This is a genomic window from Saprospira grandis DSM 2844 (assembly GCF_000275825.1).
In the GTDB taxonomy this organism is placed as follows: domain Bacteria; phylum Bacteroidota; class Bacteroidia; order Chitinophagales; family Saprospiraceae; genus Saprospira; species Saprospira grandis_A.
Genome location: NZ_JH719942.1, coordinates 2,372,159 through 2,386,549, shown reverse-complemented (window position 1 = coordinate 2,386,549; position 14,391 = coordinate 2,372,159). Strand labels below are relative to the sequence as shown.

Here is a 14,391-nt window from a genome sequence, read left to right as displayed (position 1 = left end):
ACAAAATTTTAAACAGTCTCATCTAGCCCTATTTTGCCCCTGCTCCAAAGCAAAAGGCCACTAACTTTTAGCGTTAGTGGCCTTTTAAAATTTATCTATTAAGCCTAAGATTTACTCCATGGTTATAGTGGCTGCCTTAAATACAAGAAGTCCATCTGCTAGACATTCATCTTCCGTAGTGCCTTGCATAGACAAAAGGTCTGTAGTTTGGCTCTTCAGCTGAATAGTTCCTCTGGCGATGTTAATCTGAGGCGCTTTATTTCTGCTACGAATAGAAGAAATAGCCCTTGCGCCCAAGGGGCTCAAGCTATTTTTGGCCACATCATAGACCCAATAGTCTTCAGTTTTTCCTGCAAAAATAGCGCTGATGCCTTCTGCCGTAGCGGGGTCATATTCCAGTTCTACATCATTTTCTGGAGCCAGAATAGCCAACTGTGTGGCGTTTTCGCTGCTCTGCTGCTGCCGGCTAATGGTAGCGGCACCCTCTGCATCATAACTAATGGTACAAAGCTGGCCCTCAAAAGCAACCTCAAAGCTTTGGTTGCTCAAATAGGCATTGCTTTGTGCTTGTACAAAAGAAAAACTAGCCAAGAAAAAGAAAAATAAGATTGCGTTTTTCATAACTTTTTTATTTATCTGAGAATAATAGATGGTTAATATCCAATTAAGATAGATATTTTCTCTTACAAAGCTAATTGCCTATACTATTTATTTTGCCAGGCCTTATTTTCTGCAGCGAACAGGGCGCTTTGCGCCCGCAGGCCTAGCGATGCGGCGGGGTGGCCCGCAGGGCCAGACCCAGGCGGCAAAGCCGCCGCAGGGCCGAGCAGACCTGCGAGCCCCAAAGCGTAGCGCCGCAGCTTTGCTGCGGAGGCCCCAAAACAGCAGCCTTCACTAGCTTCCTTTTTGCAGCATTCTTTGAATAGATTGGCCAAAAATGAGAGCGGCAAAAAGGGCAAAACAAAGCAGTTTGAGGGCCATATTGCTCAGTTCTAGGGCTTTTTGGTCCCAACCCAAGCCATAATATAAAAGCGTAATGCCCAAAACGGGCAGCAAGCTCAAGAGCATTTTGCCCAAAGGCAGGCGGGGCGCTTTCAGCCAATAATCGCAGACTAACCAGCTGAGTAAAAACATGATGATATAGGAAACTAAGGTGGTATAAGCCGCCGCCTGATAGCCATAGAGCGGGACAAAATAGAGGTTGAGCAGTAAATTGCCCAAGGCCGAGGCCAGCAAAATAACCGTCAGGTAAATATTGACCTTTTGGTACTGAATATAGCGGTTGTAGAGCAGCGACATACTATAAAAAATGTAGCCCAGAATAATAATGGGCACAATATAGAGGGACTGCTGAAAATTATTTTTGCTAAAACTGAGCAGCAAACTGGCCAAATCGACGGCAAAGAGGAGGAGAAAAACGCCCCCCAGCAAACTCAACTTATGGATACTATAGACCTGAGGGCCCAATTGCTCATACTTTTGCTCATTCATTATTTTATGATAAGCGGGATTGGCTGCATTTTGCAGGGCCGTAATGAGGCCGAGCAAGAGCATCCCGATTTTGTAGGCAAAACTATAGAGGCCCGCCTCGGCATGGCCCAGTTGGCTGTTAATCAGCCATTGATCGAAAGAATTGAGCAAATAGCCCCCAATAGAATAGGGAATCAGGGGAAGGCCATAGGCCAAAGCGTACTGAAAATGCTTGCGTTCCAGCTGAAAAGGCTGTACAAAAGGCCAGATGCGCCAGATAAAAATCAGGGCAAAAAAGCCACCGGCCAGCATCTCCCCGATAATTTTGCCCATATAGACCCGGCCCGTTTCATGCAAAAGGTACATCCCAACACAGGCCAAAGCGAACTTAGCATACTGCCAAATGACATTGATAATGGTAAGTTCCACGCTCTTTTGCTGTTCTCTTTTGAGCTGAAAGAAAATGTAATAAAGCACCCCAATATAGCCCGTGATCAGCAAATAAATAATTGTTTCTGCGGGCAAATTGATATAAGCGGAGATAGGCGTCCTAAAATAATAGACCAGTCCCCCCAGAGCCAGATTGATGAGTCCTGTAGCGCTGAGGACCGTACTCACAAAGCCCTTTACATCTGGCTTATCCTCATGAAAATAGCGGCTAATTGACAAATGCAGATTAAAGGAGAGCAGCACCGAGACCAAATTGACATAAGAGAGAAAAATGCTAGCCACCCCATATTGGGCCTCATCCATAAAATAGGTAAAGACCGGCAGAGAAATAATGCCAAGGCCTTGGGTCAGCAGGGTACCCAAAAAGTAGATGCTAGAATGTTTGAACACATCGAAGAAAGAAAAAGAGCGCAAACGCTCTAGAAGCGGGGCCAGCATAGATAGAATTTAAATAGCCAGAAGAAATGTGTAAATTTGGAGATCCAAATGTAAAATAAACAAATCAGACTCCTTCCACTCATCCTATAGAAATTCATCTGCGTAAACAGCAGCTTATCTAGCTATGAAAAAGAAAACACTCTTCCGCAAGGGCCTAGAGAAGGTCCTATCTGCCAAGCCCCGCAAAAGATTACAGGCCCAATATGCGGCCTGGCCCAATACGCCTCGTCCCTTAGCAGAATGGGCGGCCCTAAGGGCCGAAATAGCCAAGAGCTACCCTTATGAGCATCCGCTATCCTTACATTATGTACCCGAGGCCGTTTCTGCGGACTTGATAGAGGTGTCTGAATTGCGGGAGAACCTAGCGGGTCGTACCATTGGCGCCTGGGCTTTGGATGTAGACAGCATTCATTTTTATTGGGCCGAGCTGCTGCGTTTGCGTCCGGAAGTCATTATAGAATGTGGTTCGGGGACCAGCACCATTATGGCGGGCACTTACTTTAAGAAAACAGGCATTAATGGGCAATTGATCTCTTTGGAGCAATCGGAAGAAGAGAAAGCCAGCATAGAAGCCACCCTAGAGAAACTGGGTTTAGCGGAATATGTCTCTGTTTATTATGTTCCGCTTGGGGCCGATCAAAACTACGACTTTAGTAAATTCTCTCCAGAGATGGACCAAAAGGCCGACCTTATTTTGGTAGATGGGCCAAGAGGGAGCCGGCTCAACACCTTGCCCAACCTAAAGAAGTTTGCAAAATCTGGCGCTCGTTGGTTTCTAGACGATGCCCTTAGAGATAGCGAACAATCTTATCTACAGGCATGGTCCAAAGAAGAGGGCATAGTGGTAGAGGGGGTAATTCCCTTGGGTAAAGGCTTTGGTACGGGCAGCATACGTTAGGCTTAGCGCTCCAAAGACAACAGGCCCTTAGCGCAATGCGCTAAGGGCCTGTCCTATTGACTGCGAGCAACTACTTCTTTCGGATCATCATCATGCCATCTCGGAGGGGTAAAAGCATAGGTTCTACCCTATTATCTTCTCGAATTTTTTTATTTAGGGCATCGATAGCGATTGTTTTTTTCCCTTTGAGCTCCTCTTCGGCCACCTTGCCGCTCCAGAGCACATTATCGATAACAATACATCCGCCGCTTCGCATTTTGGGTAAAATGAGTTCATAATAATTATCGTAATTCATTTTATCTGCATCAATAAACGCCAGATCCCAGTCATCGCTTAGCTGTGGAATAATATCTAGGGCGGCGCCGATGCGCAGCTCAATTTTTTGGGCCAGGCCAGCCTTCTTAAAAAAGCCATTTACGGCCTCCTCTAGCTCCTCATTAATGTCTATGGTCAGTAGGCGTCCGCCGGGCACCAAACCTTGAGCTAGGCAAATGGCTGAATAGCCCGTAAAGGTCCCTACCTCTAAAATCTTTTTTGGGGCTAAGAGCTTGCTCAACAAAGCCAAAAAATGGCCCTGCAGCTGCCCAGAAATCATCTGAGGCATTAGTACATGCAAATGCGTATAGCGTTCTATCTCTTTGAGGATCTCATCGGGAAAAACCGCTGAATGCTGTTCGCAGTAATCTTGTATATTCTTGGGCGGAAAATCTAACATAAATTGCTGTTTTGTAGTGCGTTAATCTTTTTTAAGCCATTTTTAATAGCAAAAAAATTAGACATATTAGTTTAATATACGTATATTTGATTGAGGTCAAAATTTAGCCAAATTTAAAAATATACTACGCTATGTGGAAGGAGCCAGCTATTTTTTCGCAAAGAAAAGAATATTACGAAGAGGAAGAGGTCTTATTAATGGACCCCTTAAAAGATGAAATCAAGCTTTTGGTTTACAATGACGACCACAACACCTTTGATTGGGTGATTGAGTCTTTTATAGAGGTTTGTGGTCATAGCAGCATCCAGGCCGAGCAATTGAGCTATATGATTCACTTTAATGGCAAGGCGGTGGTTAAAACAGGGACTAAAGCCAAGCTAAAGCCGATGAAAGAGGCTTTATTAGAGCGGGGTTTATCCGCTGTTTTGGAGGACTAAAACGAACTACCTACTCACCTAAGTTGGACAAACATTGCAATAATTAACGGGGGCTTGGCCCCTTTTTTTATGAACAAATTGAAACACAGGATTGATGTACAACTTTCTTTCAAATGACAACATTGACGAATTTCCGCCTATAGAAGAGGATTTGGATGGTATTGTAGCGGTTGGGGGACAACTAACGACGGCCCGTTTGCTTTCGGCTTATCGGAAGGGGATTTTCCCTTGGACTGCTGCCAAGCAACCTATTATGTGGTGGTCTCCGGATCCGCGGATGCTTATGCGGCCAGAGGAGGTAAAAATCAGTAAATCCATGCGGAAAATCTTGGCCCGTGGAGACTTTAAAATTACTTTGGACACCGCCTTTGAGGAGGTTATTCGCAACTGTGCTAATATTCCCCGCCGCGGCCAGGAGGTGGTCGAGGGGGAAGAATCTGGGGCTTGGCTCTTGGAGGATATGCAAGAGGCCTACATCAATCTGCATAAGGCGGGGCATGCCCATTCTGTAGAAGCCTGGCAAGATGGCAAATTGGTTGGGGGCTTATATGGTGTAGCTGTAGGCTGGAACTTCTCTGGGGAGTCTATGTTTTCCAAGGTCTCTAATGCCTCTAAGGCGGCTTATTTGACCTTAGTGCCGCTTTTGGGCCAGCTTGGTTTTCAGTGGATTGACTGCCAGATGTACACGGAGCATTTGTCGAGTCTTGGGGCTCGGCTCTACCCTCGAAAAATTTACTTAGACTTTCTTAAGGAGAATGAGCAGGAGCCTGGGATTCAGGGTTCTTGGACGCATTTGCTTTAGTGAGGTTTTGGGGCTGCCCTGGGTCATTAGTGGCTTGGGGCAGCTCATTTATTTCCGCTCCTATTTTAACCACTATAATCAATATGAACAGAAAAGAGCGAAAACGTTTTGGTTCTGCTCAAAGCCCTTGTTTAGAGATGGGTTATGAGGCGGGGCCTCGAGAGGAATTGGTCCAAAAAGGCTTATTGGTCCTTTGGGCCAAAAATACAGTATCTATAGAAGTAGATGGAGAGCCCTTGGCCTTGGGGGCGGATGAACTTCTTTTTTTGGGGCCAGAACAAAGGCGGCAGTTTTTGGTGATAGACGGCCTCTCCTACCTACAATTTAATTCCTTATTTCACTGTATTTTGGAGCAGGACCAAGAATTGGGTTGTAAGGGACGCCTGTTTTTTTCGGCTGCAGAGCTGCCTAAAATTGCTTTATTGGGCAGACTGGGGCAAAAGATTAAGCAAACTTGGGCCGATATAGAGGAAGAGCTGCTCCTAGAAGCGCCGCACAAACTCAGTTTATTGCGTAGTTTGTTGCGCAACCTACTCATCTATGCCAACCGCCTTTATTTGGAGAACCACCAAAAGGCGGCAGAAAAATGGCCCCAAGAAGAGCTCGTTCGAGAATTTTACTATTTGGTTAATCAGCATTTTAGGGAAAAGACCAAAGTGAGTGATTATGCCAAATTGCTACATCGTTCGCCCAAAACGCTCAGCAACCTACTCAAGGAGTTGGGCCATAAAAGTCCGCAGCAATATATTCAAGAAAGGAGGACCCTAGAAGCTCGGCGTTTACTTATTTACAGCAATAAATCAATAGCTGAAATTAGCAGCGAATTGGGCTTTGAAGAAAAGCGCAGTTTTAGCCGTTTTTTTAAGCAGCAAACCCTATTATCCCCCAGTACATTTAGGCAGAAAAAAGGAAATATGGCTACATCTTAGGGAAAAACGGTCTTTTTTTTCGTTCAGCAATCTGTTTACTTTGTAGTATACAAGTATTACTATTAAAAGCATTCATCTAATGAGCGTAAAAATTGAAATCAATAATGAGGGAAGCCACTTTGTCTCTAATGTGCACAATGGCCAAGTAGACATGCAGTTGGATCTTCCGATGGCGGCTGGCGCCCCTTACAGTGGTTATTCTCCAGTAGATTTATTATTGTCTAGTATTGCCTATTGTAAGCTGGCCACGGTTCGTTTTATTGCTATGAAAAACCAATGGAAGCTAGAGAAAATCACGGCTCAATTGGAAATGAAAGAGGACATGACTGGCGAACTTCCTGAAACCAGCGTAAGTATGAAAATGCAGATTCAGGGAGAATTGAAGGAAGAACAGAAAGCCCAGCTTTTGGCTGCGGCTAATCACTGCCATGTTCATCAGCTTTTGGAGGGTAATTGGAAAATTGAAGACATCCAGTTAGAATCGGAAGTCTTGAGTTAGGTGCTCATCAAAAAATGTAGCTATTTTGGATAAGGTCCTATAACAGTTGATGTTGTAGGGCTTTTTTTTGGGAGATATAAGAAAAGGCCCCAGCTTCTGGACTAGAAGCTGGGGCCTTTTGTCATAAAAATGTCAAAACAGAAAATCCAAGAAAGGAAGAGGGCCGTAACTAGACTAATTATAATAAAAAGCCCTGCTATGAAAAAATGGATCTTTAGAATTATATGGAGCAGCCTAGCGGTCTCCTTCCTTCTTTTTTCGGCCCTAGTCATTCATATTTATATGGTGATGGGACCTTCTAACATGAAATATCACAATAGCAAGCCCATACAGCTTTCTCGGATTGACTTTGAGGGCCCTAAAAACGACAGTTTATTTCATTTGGCGGAGCGTGAAGTGCGCAAGACGGCTGGGGTACAGCATGCTTTTTTGAACAAATCGCATGGCACCTTAGTCTATGGATACGCTCCGGGAGAAGTAGACCCCAAGGCTGTTTTTGCTAAAATAGAGCAGCTACCGATTCGGCCCAAGATGTATGTTGTAGATAAAGAGCAACTGGCCAATGGTTGTCCGGTTTTGGATAAACGTTCTTTTAGCTATCGGCTAGGCGCCTTGATTCAATCCTTCTTTTAGGCAGGAAAAAAGCCGGGCCTGAAAATGGTCCATGGCCCAGCGCTGCGCAGCGGTGGCCGCAGGCCAGACCGAGCAAAACGAGCGCTAGCGAAGTTTTGCGAAGGGCCGAGCAGACCTGCGAGCCGCGAAGCATAGCGGCGGCCGAGCTAGGCAAAGCCTAGCCGGCCGCGGGCCCCAAAAAAATGAATTAACCACATATAGCATTGCCGCTCCTCTAATGGCAGACTATTTTTATTTATCACTGTTTAATCCTTATTTTATGACAAAGTATTTAAATGGTTTTCTCTTTGCCGTATTGGCCTTAGCCCTTTTTATGGGTTCTTGTAAAGAAGATGATACCGATGACAACAACAATGACGAGCCAACGCTTTATGAGCGAGTTGGTGGGACGACCATGGTTGCGGACCCCAACAACTCTAGTCAAATGATGGAGCAAGGTTATTTGACCCTGCGCTCGGTAGTCGATTCGGCAATTTTTGTGATTGCTGCCGACACGGTAATGGCGCCTTATTTTCAGGTTTTGCTTACAGAAGTAGGCAGTGGCGACATGTCTGGGGTAACTGCACTAAGTGCTAGTTTGACCAACTTTATGGCTGTAGCTACCGGAGCAGAAAACTTTAGTTATAGTGGCCGCGATATGGTCTCTGCTCATGACCCCGCCCAATATAGCCGGATGGGGCTAGCTGCAGATGATGCAGCTTATGACGCCTTTGTTGCGGATGTGGGAACGGCCCTTGGGCAAAATGGCGTGACCGATACGGAGCTCATCAATGACTTGGTGGCCTTGTTGGAAACCCTACGTTCTGATATTGTTCAGCGATAGAGATCAGATTTTCATAGATTGTTAGGAGCCTCGGCCAGTTGGTCGAGGCTTTTTTTTGGCTATAAATTTGCTATAGAAAGCCATATAAGCCCCCTTTTTCTGGGAAAAGTCAGGTTTTTTGAAAAAAAAGTGAAAAAAGTTCAGTTTTAAAGTTCACAACTTGGCCAAAACTTGCATTAAGGTCGTATAAACCAAACACTTTTTATGGATAAAGATCTGTACACACCTTAATGCCTCCTCTGGAACCATTATTCTACACAATAAACAAACTTCCCTCCCTTTGACACTTTTCCTTGACGAGGTCTTTATCAACGCTCTGTAATCCCAAGCACCCCATTCCCCTTTTTTCTTGAGAATCCCCGTTCTCTACCCATCAAAAAATGGCAATAATCCTTATCGATTATCTGCCCTTTTTTGTGTCTGTACCTAAGGGCTCTGTATTTATGAAGCTTAGAAAAAAACGTATCTTGTTTAAAAACAAACTTACTGCTCATGATACGTTTACTTTCCCTCCTATTTATGTTGGGGCTCCTTTCTCCTTTAGTGGGCCAGAACAGCCCCTCTGTTTATTATAATTTTTTGCCTGGCCAAAGCTATCTGCTCATGGCCGACAAGGTCAATCTGCGCCAAAAACCTAGTTTGCAAGCCAAAGTTTTGCAAAGAGCGCCTATTGGAAGCACAGTAGAAATTATTGCTAAATCAGATAAGCAGCTTCGGTTAAAAGGGATGACCGCCCCCTGGTATTTGATCCGTTATAAAGGACAAAAAGCCTTTGTTTGGGGCGGATTACTGGCTTTGGGCCAAGAACTACTCCAAGATGGCCGCCAATTACTGTATGGTTATGAGCGAATGGAGCTGATCAAAGAGGGCCAAATAGAAAGCCGGCAGTTTTGGCTGGGGCTGCGCTTGGTCCAAAATAATAAAGAGTTACAGCATCTAGCCATAAAGGCCATGGGCAACCTGCAAACTAGCCTGAGTTTTAGACTAGACGATAACCGTGGCCTAGAGCAGCTAGAACATATTATTGAGCTTTCTTTTAGCGATGGCTATTGCGGCGGGACCAATGGCATGCAAACGGTTTTTCTTCAAAAACAACAGCTCTATGCCTTGCCCCCGCTCTATAGCGGTTCTGATTTACCCCTTTTCCAACATCAATATTTTGTCTACCCTAAGGAGCATCAAAAAAGCGCCAACCTACTCATTTTTAAAAATGAGTCTGGAGAATATGATGATGCCAGCAGGCAACCGAAGTACGATCAGCAAAGCAGTACCGACTTTTTATGGAATGGCCGAGTTCTTTTGCCCCTAAAACCTTAAATCTAATGCGCTATTTAGCTTATTTTTTGCTGCTTGGCGGCTTCTTCTCTTGCCAAAACAGCTATCAGGAATTTAAACAATTGGAGGGCGAAAAAGCCATGCTGGTTTCAGCCCACCCCATAGCTTCTTTGGCAGGCAAAAAAGTGCTTAAGGCAGGCGGAAACGCCATAGATGCCGCTGTGGCCGTTCATTTTATGCTGGCCGTGGTCTATCCAGAAGCAGGCAATATTGGCGGGGGCGGATTTATGATTTTTCGCCCAGCTCAAGGACCCGTACAAAGCTTAGATTTTAGAGAAACAGCCCCCGCCCTAGCCTATCGAGATATGTATTTAGATAGCCTGGGCCAAGCCAATGACAGCCTCAGCCGATTGGGGGCCCGCTCGGTGGGGGTACCCGGCTCGGTGGCCGGACTCTTTGAGGCCCATCAAAAATATGGAAAGCTTCCCTGGGCCAAACTGATTGCCCCCGCTATTGAGGTGGCCAACAAAGGCTATATCTTGTCTGCTTCGGCAGCCAAACGCCTAAATGAAAAGCTGCCCGAAATGCATAAGGTGAACCGCTACCAAACGCCTTTTATGCAAAAAGAAAGCTGGGCAGCAGGCGATCGAATTGTCCAAAAAGAATTGGCCCAAACCCTAAAACGCATCCAAAAAGAAGGACGAGATGGCTTTTATAAGGGAGAAACAGCAGCCCTTTTCTTGGCCGAAATGCAGGCAGCTGGCGGCCTTATTCGAGCCGAAGACCTAGAAAATTACCAACCAAAATGGCGAAGCCCCATCCAGTTTAATTATCAAAATGAATATACGGTTTATAGCATGCCGCCGCCCTCTAGTGGAGGCATAGCCCTGGCCCAACTGCTGCAGATGGTCGAGAATTATCCCCTGAAGCAAATGGGCTTTCAATCAACTAGAGCCGTGCATTTAATGGTAGAAGCCGAACGCCGAGTCTATAGCGATAGAGCCAAACATTTGGGCGATAGCGATTTTTATCCCGTTCCTATTGAGGCCCTAACCGATAAGACTTATGCCAAAAATAGAATGCGGTCTTTTTCTTACCAAAAAGCCAGTCCAAGCCAAGAAATTCAAGCGGGACAACCTAAAAAAGTAGCAGAGGAAACCACCCATTATTCTATTGTCGATGAGGCCGGCAATGCGGTTTCAATTACCACCACCCTCAATGGCAATTTTGGCAGCAAATTGATGGTCCAAGGGGCTGGCTTTTTCCTAAACAACGAGATGGATGATTTTAGCGCAAAACCCGGCCACCCCAATATGTTCGGCCTTTTGGGCAGCCAAGCCAATGCCATCGCCCCCAAAAAACGGATGCTCAGCTCCATGACGCCCACTATTGTCGATAAAGATGGGGAGCTTTTTATGGTCTTGGGCAGCCCCGGCGGCTCCACCATTATTACCTCCGTTTTTCAGGTCCTCCTCAATGTCATTGAGTTTGAGCAAGATTTACCCAGCGCCGTTCAATCCCCTCGTTTTCATCATCAGTGGCTGCCCGATCAGATTTATATGGAGGCGGGGGCCATTCCAGAAAGCGAACAAGAGCAGCTCAAAAAAATGGGCCATCAATTTAAGTTGCGAGAGCCTATTGGCCGTGTGGACGCCATTATTCGCTTGCCCAATGGAAAATGGCAGGGCGCAGCCGACCAAAGAGGCAATGATAGCGCTGCAGGCTACTAATGATTTTTTCTTTTTGGGGCTGCCCCGCCCTGCGGGCGGGTCGCTCCCCTCTGGGCTCGCAGGTCTGCTCGGCCCTGCAGCCGCCTGCGGCGGCTTTGGTCTGCCGCTTCGCGGCACCCGCCGGGCAGCTCAGCCGACGGCCCTTCGGGCCTTTTTACTGCCCTCCCTGCCGCCTAAAATTCACTGCCGAAGAAGAAAACCAAAAGAAAAAAGACCGTTGAGCGGACACAACAAGGCCTTTAGGCCGCAGTTCGACGACCAAAGGGAGTAACCGATGTGAAAGGGTGGCCGCTAGGCCAGACCAAGCAAAACGAGCGATAGCGAAGTTTTGCGAAGGGCCAAGCAGACCTGCGAGCCCTGAAACGACAACAAGCCCTTTAGGGCGCAGTTCGACGACCGAAGGGAGTAACCGCCGACGACCAAAGGGAGGCGGAGGCCCAAAAAAATAATAAAACAACTTCCTTTTGGCCCTAACCTTGACTAAAAGACAGCATTAAGCAATACGCATTAAACCACAACCGCTATGAAACAGTTAATTTTTAGTCTTAGCTTTTGCCTCTTGGCCATGAGCAGCCTTTTTGCCCAGGGCATTCAGTTTGAATCTGGAAGTTGGGCCGATGTAAAAGCCAAAGCCAAAGCCCAAAACAAACCCATTTTTGTAGACGCCTATGCCGTTTGGTGTGGCCCCTGCAAATGGATGTCGGCCAATAGTTTTACCGATGCCTCGGTCGGTGAGCTCTACAACAGTGGCTTTATCAGCTACAAATTTGATATGGAAAAAGGCGAAGGGCCAGCTTTTGCTCAGCAACAAAGTATTCGGGCCTACCCCACCCTCCTCTTCTTCTCCCCCGATGGCGAACTGCTCAAAAAGGCAGAAGGCGCCCGGGATGCAGAAGGCCTCATCAGCTTGGCCAAACCTTATTTGAAGGCCAACAATAATGCAAATCAAGAGCAAACGACCACAGATAACAATTGGGAAAGCCTCAACGCCAAAGCTTGGGAGTACTACGAAACTAAATCGAACCGCTCCGACCTCAGCAAAGCCCTAAAATGGGCCAACACCTCTATTGAGATGAACCGAAATTGGTATAATTTGGATACCAAAGCACATCTACTCGCCAAATTGGACCGCAACAAAGAAGCCCTAGAACTAGCCGTTGATGCTATTTTGGCCGCTCAAGATGCAGGCGAATTGGCAGAAGCCGAAGAGACCATGGAGCTCTTGCGAAAACTCCGAAATAACTAAGCGAAACCGCTCCAAAAAAAGAAAGCGCTTGCAGTACTCCTGCAAGCGCTTTTTGATTTAAATATCACCTAATTGCGGCCTCAAAATAATTTCTTCCACCACCGTTTGCGGACTCAAACCATGGCAATCCCAAACCGACTGCGCAATATCTTCAGCTTTCATAAAGCGTTCTTTGGGCAGCTCTGTGCCCTCCCAAGAAGCCGTATAAGTGGCGCCTGGCATGACCGCCGTTACCCGAATCCCTTGGGCTTTTACTTCTTCTCTAAGGACCCTAGAAAAGCCCAGCATAGCATGCTTAGAAACGGCATAAGCCCCATAAGGCATAAAACTAGCAATGGAACACATATTAAAGATATGTCCCGATTTTTGAGCCTGCATCTTAGGCAATAGCGCCTGCGTCAAATAATATGCGCTATAGAGGTTGGTATCCATCATGAGCTCAAAACTCTGCTCATGTCCAGCCTCCGTTAAGGGACAAGGAATGAATACCCCCGCATTATTGACCAAAAGATCGACTTGCTCAAACTCCTGGAGAATTGCCTCGCCAAAAGCTTTTACCTCTGCTTTTTTAGACATATCTACAGCCTGAACAAAGACCTTAATAGCTGAGTTAATGGCCAAAAGTTCGGCTTTAAAGGCTTCTAAATCGGCCAAAGTTCTAGAACAAAGGGCCAAATCATAGCCTTTTTCGGCCCCCATCAGGGCCAAAGCACGCCCAATTCCCTTGGTCGCGCCCGTAATTACTGCAACTGACATCTTTTTAGTTTTTGCGTTTGGCAATCATCATATTGTCATGCTCTCGAGTAGAGTGATAGCCCAAAGAAAAAGGCAAATCCTTAATTTTCTGCGTTTTATACACCTCTCTTAGCTCCGACTGATAACGCACTTTGAATAATGGAATCGGGCTGGTATACTGACCATAAAAGGTAAAATCCCATTCACTGCTATTATAGTAGTGGTAGGGAATCGCCGTATCATCCTGAAAAACAGCCTTGGCCTTGGCCAAAATCAATTCTCTAACTTTGGTAAAGGTTGGGCGGTGCATCAAGTAACTAGCCGATTTGGTAAATGTGCGGTTGGCCGCTACCATCTCCAAATGCTTGTACAATTCTGGACGTTTTTCCAAGCCCGCATCCGATACATCAGAAGAATGATAAAAGAGGGTCTTTTGTTCTTGGGTTTTGGCATCTAAAAAGTCTACCCGCACGGAAGAAAAGTCATTGCTTCCCTCCAAAACAGCTACGCTACCATCTGCCTGAATGGCCACTGGCCGCACATTGACAATCTTGTTGCCCGAACGAACCAAAAAGACCAAAAGTGTAGGCAATACGCCTGTTCTGGCCATATCTACTTTCATGTGCTTGGTATGAAAAAAGCCCCCCCGAATAAAGTCGGCAATCGTATTTTGCACCGAATTACAGTAGTTCATCCAGTTCACATCATCCGATTTCATAAAGGTCAAATTCCCTGCTGGCTCCAAAGCAAAAAGGTGATAATTTTTAGCAGAAGGAAAAAACTGATAGCCATAATAAATATCTGGCCCAGAAAAAGGATAGAACAAATCGCCCTTCATTTCATTCAAGCCCGCCAACTCTGCTCCGGCCCAAGTCCGCAACTCATCAAAGCGCTTAGCATCAGCAGAAGCCCAACCTTGATCCGCCTTTTTGGCGTAGGCTTTCCAAGCCGCTCCCTGCGTCACCTCATAAAATTCAGAGGCCTCATCAATGCTCATTCCCGCCAAAATTCGGGCAACATCATCATATTTTCGGTCTACAGCTACTTTTTCTACTACAGCTTCTACCACAGGCTCCGCTACAGCCGCCACACTATCTTGTTTTACGGTATCTACCGCATTATTTACTACTTCTGTAGCGCCTGTTTTCGAGCCCGCTTCTGTGCAACTTCCCAAACTAAGGCTGGCAGCCAAAGCTAGGCTACTTAGGGTCCAAATCGACTTTTTCATCATGGATTTTATTACTTGATTGTAAATGGATTATTTTTTTGGGGCCTCCGCAGCAAAGCTGCGGCGCTACGCTACAGGGCTCG

The 14,391-nt window shown here is 46.1% G+C and carries 15 protein-coding genes; 10 read left to right on the top strand and 5 right to left on the bottom strand.

Annotated elements, in window-relative coordinates; genetic code table 11:
* Positions 1-111: 111 nt before the first annotated feature.
* The gene (locus SAPGRDRAFT_RS10975; RefSeq protein WP_002659330.1) at positions 112-621 is read right to left on the bottom strand and encodes a hypothetical protein; all 510 of its coding nucleotides are present in this window, start codon (positions 619-621) and stop codon (positions 112-114) included.
* Between the two features lie 273 nt (positions 622-894).
* A complete protein-coding gene (locus SAPGRDRAFT_RS10965) occupies positions 895-2,358 on the bottom strand; it encodes a lipopolysaccharide biosynthesis protein (RefSeq protein WP_002659329.1) in 1,464 nt (487 codons plus the stop codon).
* A 124-nt stretch (positions 2,359-2,482) separates the two neighbouring features.
* Here SAPGRDRAFT_RS10965 and SAPGRDRAFT_RS10960 point away from each other — a divergent pair, with 124 nt between their 5' ends.
* Entirely contained in the window at positions 2,483-3,256 is a 774-nt protein-coding gene (locus SAPGRDRAFT_RS10960; RefSeq protein WP_002659328.1) for a class I SAM-dependent methyltransferase, read from the top strand.
* Positions 3,257-3,326: 70 nt separating this feature from the next.
* On the opposite strand, the gene SAPGRDRAFT_RS10955 is transcribed toward SAPGRDRAFT_RS10960, so the two are convergent.
* Positions 3,327-3,971, bottom strand: a complete 645-nt coding sequence (locus tag SAPGRDRAFT_RS10955; protein WP_002659327.1) for an O-methyltransferase — start codon at positions 3,969-3,971, stop codon at positions 3,327-3,329.
* A 131-nt stretch (positions 3,972-4,102) separates the two neighbouring features.
* Here SAPGRDRAFT_RS10955 and SAPGRDRAFT_RS10950 point away from each other — a divergent pair, with 131 nt between their 5' ends.
* The 9 genes from SAPGRDRAFT_RS10950 (at position 4,103) to SAPGRDRAFT_RS10900 (ending at position 12,345) form a co-directional block, all read left to right on the top strand.
* Positions 4,103-4,408 carry an ATP-dependent Clp protease adaptor ClpS gene (locus SAPGRDRAFT_RS10950; protein ID WP_002659326.1) on the top strand — a complete coding sequence of 102 codons (306 nt, stop codon included), beginning with the start codon at positions 4,103-4,105 and terminating at the stop codon, positions 4,406-4,408.
* Between the two features lie 94 nt (positions 4,409-4,502).
* Entirely contained in the window at positions 4,503-5,210 is a 708-nt protein-coding gene (gene aat / locus SAPGRDRAFT_RS10945) for a leucyl/phenylalanyl-tRNA--protein transferase (protein WP_002659325.1), read from the top strand.
* A gap of 83 nt (positions 5,211-5,293) precedes the next feature.
* Positions 5,294-6,139: an AraC family transcriptional regulator gene (locus SAPGRDRAFT_RS10940; RefSeq protein WP_037350116.1), complete on the top strand. Its 846-nt coding sequence runs from the start codon at positions 5,294-5,296 to the stop codon at positions 6,137-6,139.
* 79 nt (positions 6,140-6,218) lie between these two features.
* Positions 6,219-6,638, top strand: coding sequence for an OsmC family protein (locus SAPGRDRAFT_RS10935; protein ID WP_002659323.1), 420 nt, complete (start codon positions 6,219-6,221; stop codon positions 6,636-6,638).
* A gap of 198 nt (positions 6,639-6,836) precedes the next feature.
* Positions 6,837-7,271 carry a hypothetical protein gene (locus SAPGRDRAFT_RS10930; RefSeq protein ID WP_002659322.1) on the top strand — a complete coding sequence of 145 codons (435 nt, stop codon included), beginning with the start codon at positions 6,837-6,839 and terminating at the stop codon, positions 7,269-7,271.
* Between the two features lie 259 nt (positions 7,272-7,530).
* Entirely contained in the window at positions 7,531-8,094 is a 564-nt protein-coding gene (locus SAPGRDRAFT_RS10925; RefSeq protein WP_002659321.1) for a hypothetical protein, read from the top strand.
* 492 nt (positions 8,095-8,586) lie between these two features.
* On the top strand, positions 8,587-9,411 hold the full coding sequence (locus SAPGRDRAFT_RS10915) for an SH3 domain-containing protein (RefSeq protein ID WP_002659320.1): 825 nt from the start codon (positions 8,587-8,589) through the stop codon (positions 9,409-9,411).
* A 5-nt stretch (positions 9,412-9,416) separates the two neighbouring features.
* On the top strand, positions 9,417-11,099 hold the full coding sequence (gene ggt / locus SAPGRDRAFT_RS10910) for a gamma-glutamyltransferase (RefSeq protein WP_002659319.1): 1,683 nt from the start codon (positions 9,417-9,419) through the stop codon (positions 11,097-11,099).
* A 523-nt stretch (positions 11,100-11,622) separates the two neighbouring features.
* Positions 11,623-12,345, top strand: a complete 723-nt coding sequence (locus SAPGRDRAFT_RS10900) for a thioredoxin family protein (RefSeq protein WP_002659317.1) — start codon at positions 11,623-11,625, stop codon at positions 12,343-12,345.
* A gap of 57 nt (positions 12,346-12,402) precedes the next feature.
* Here SAPGRDRAFT_RS10900 and SAPGRDRAFT_RS10895 read toward each other — a convergent pair whose 3' ends face one another.
* Entirely contained in the window at positions 12,403-13,101 is a 699-nt protein-coding gene (locus SAPGRDRAFT_RS10895) for an SDR family oxidoreductase (protein WP_002659316.1), read from the bottom strand.
* Positions 13,102-13,105: 4 nt separating this feature from the next.
* Positions 13,106-14,311 (bottom strand): hypothetical protein, encoded by a 1,206-nt coding sequence (locus tag SAPGRDRAFT_RS10890; RefSeq protein ID WP_253271309.1) that lies wholly within the window; start codon positions 14,309-14,311, stop codon positions 13,106-13,108.
* Between the last annotated feature and the right edge of the window lie 80 nt (positions 14,312-14,391).

Coding starts and splice junctions, on each gene's coding strand:
- SAPGRDRAFT_RS10975 (WP_002659330.1), bottom strand. CDS start 621: ATGAAAAACGCAATCTTATTTTTCTTTTTCTTGGCTAGTTTTTCTTTT.
- SAPGRDRAFT_RS10965 (WP_002659329.1), bottom strand. CDS start 2,358: ATGCTGGCCCCGCTTCTAGAGCGTTTGCGCTCTTTTTCTTTCTTCGAT.
- SAPGRDRAFT_RS10960 (WP_002659328.1), top strand. CDS start 2,483: ATGAAAAAGAAAACACTCTTCCGCAAGGGCCTAGAGAAGGTCCTATCT.
- SAPGRDRAFT_RS10955 (WP_002659327.1), bottom strand. CDS start 3,971: ATGTTAGATTTTCCGCCCAAGAATATACAAGATTACTGCGAACAGCAT.
- SAPGRDRAFT_RS10950 (WP_002659326.1), top strand. CDS start 4,103: ATGTGGAAGGAGCCAGCTATTTTTTCGCAAAGAAAAGAATATTACGAA.
- aat (WP_002659325.1), top strand. CDS start 4,503: ATGTACAACTTTCTTTCAAATGACAACATTGACGAATTTCCGCCTATA.
- SAPGRDRAFT_RS10940 (WP_037350116.1), top strand. CDS start 5,294: ATGAACAGAAAAGAGCGAAAACGTTTTGGTTCTGCTCAAAGCCCTTGT.
- SAPGRDRAFT_RS10935 (WP_002659323.1), top strand. CDS start 6,219: ATGAGCGTAAAAATTGAAATCAATAATGAGGGAAGCCACTTTGTCTCT.
- SAPGRDRAFT_RS10930 (WP_002659322.1), top strand. CDS start 6,837: ATGAAAAAATGGATCTTTAGAATTATATGGAGCAGCCTAGCGGTCTCC.
- SAPGRDRAFT_RS10925 (WP_002659321.1), top strand. CDS start 7,531: ATGACAAAGTATTTAAATGGTTTTCTCTTTGCCGTATTGGCCTTAGCC.
- SAPGRDRAFT_RS10915 (WP_002659320.1), top strand. CDS start 8,587: ATGATACGTTTACTTTCCCTCCTATTTATGTTGGGGCTCCTTTCTCCT.
- ggt (WP_002659319.1), top strand. CDS start 9,417: ATGCGCTATTTAGCTTATTTTTTGCTGCTTGGCGGCTTCTTCTCTTGC.
- SAPGRDRAFT_RS10900 (WP_002659317.1), top strand. CDS start 11,623: ATGAAACAGTTAATTTTTAGTCTTAGCTTTTGCCTCTTGGCCATGAGC.
- SAPGRDRAFT_RS10895 (WP_002659316.1), bottom strand. CDS start 13,101: ATGTCAGTTGCAGTAATTACGGGCGCGACCAAGGGAATTGGGCGTGCT.
- SAPGRDRAFT_RS10890 (WP_253271309.1), bottom strand. CDS start 14,311: ATGATGAAAAAGTCGATTTGGACCCTAAGTAGCCTAGCTTTGGCTGCC.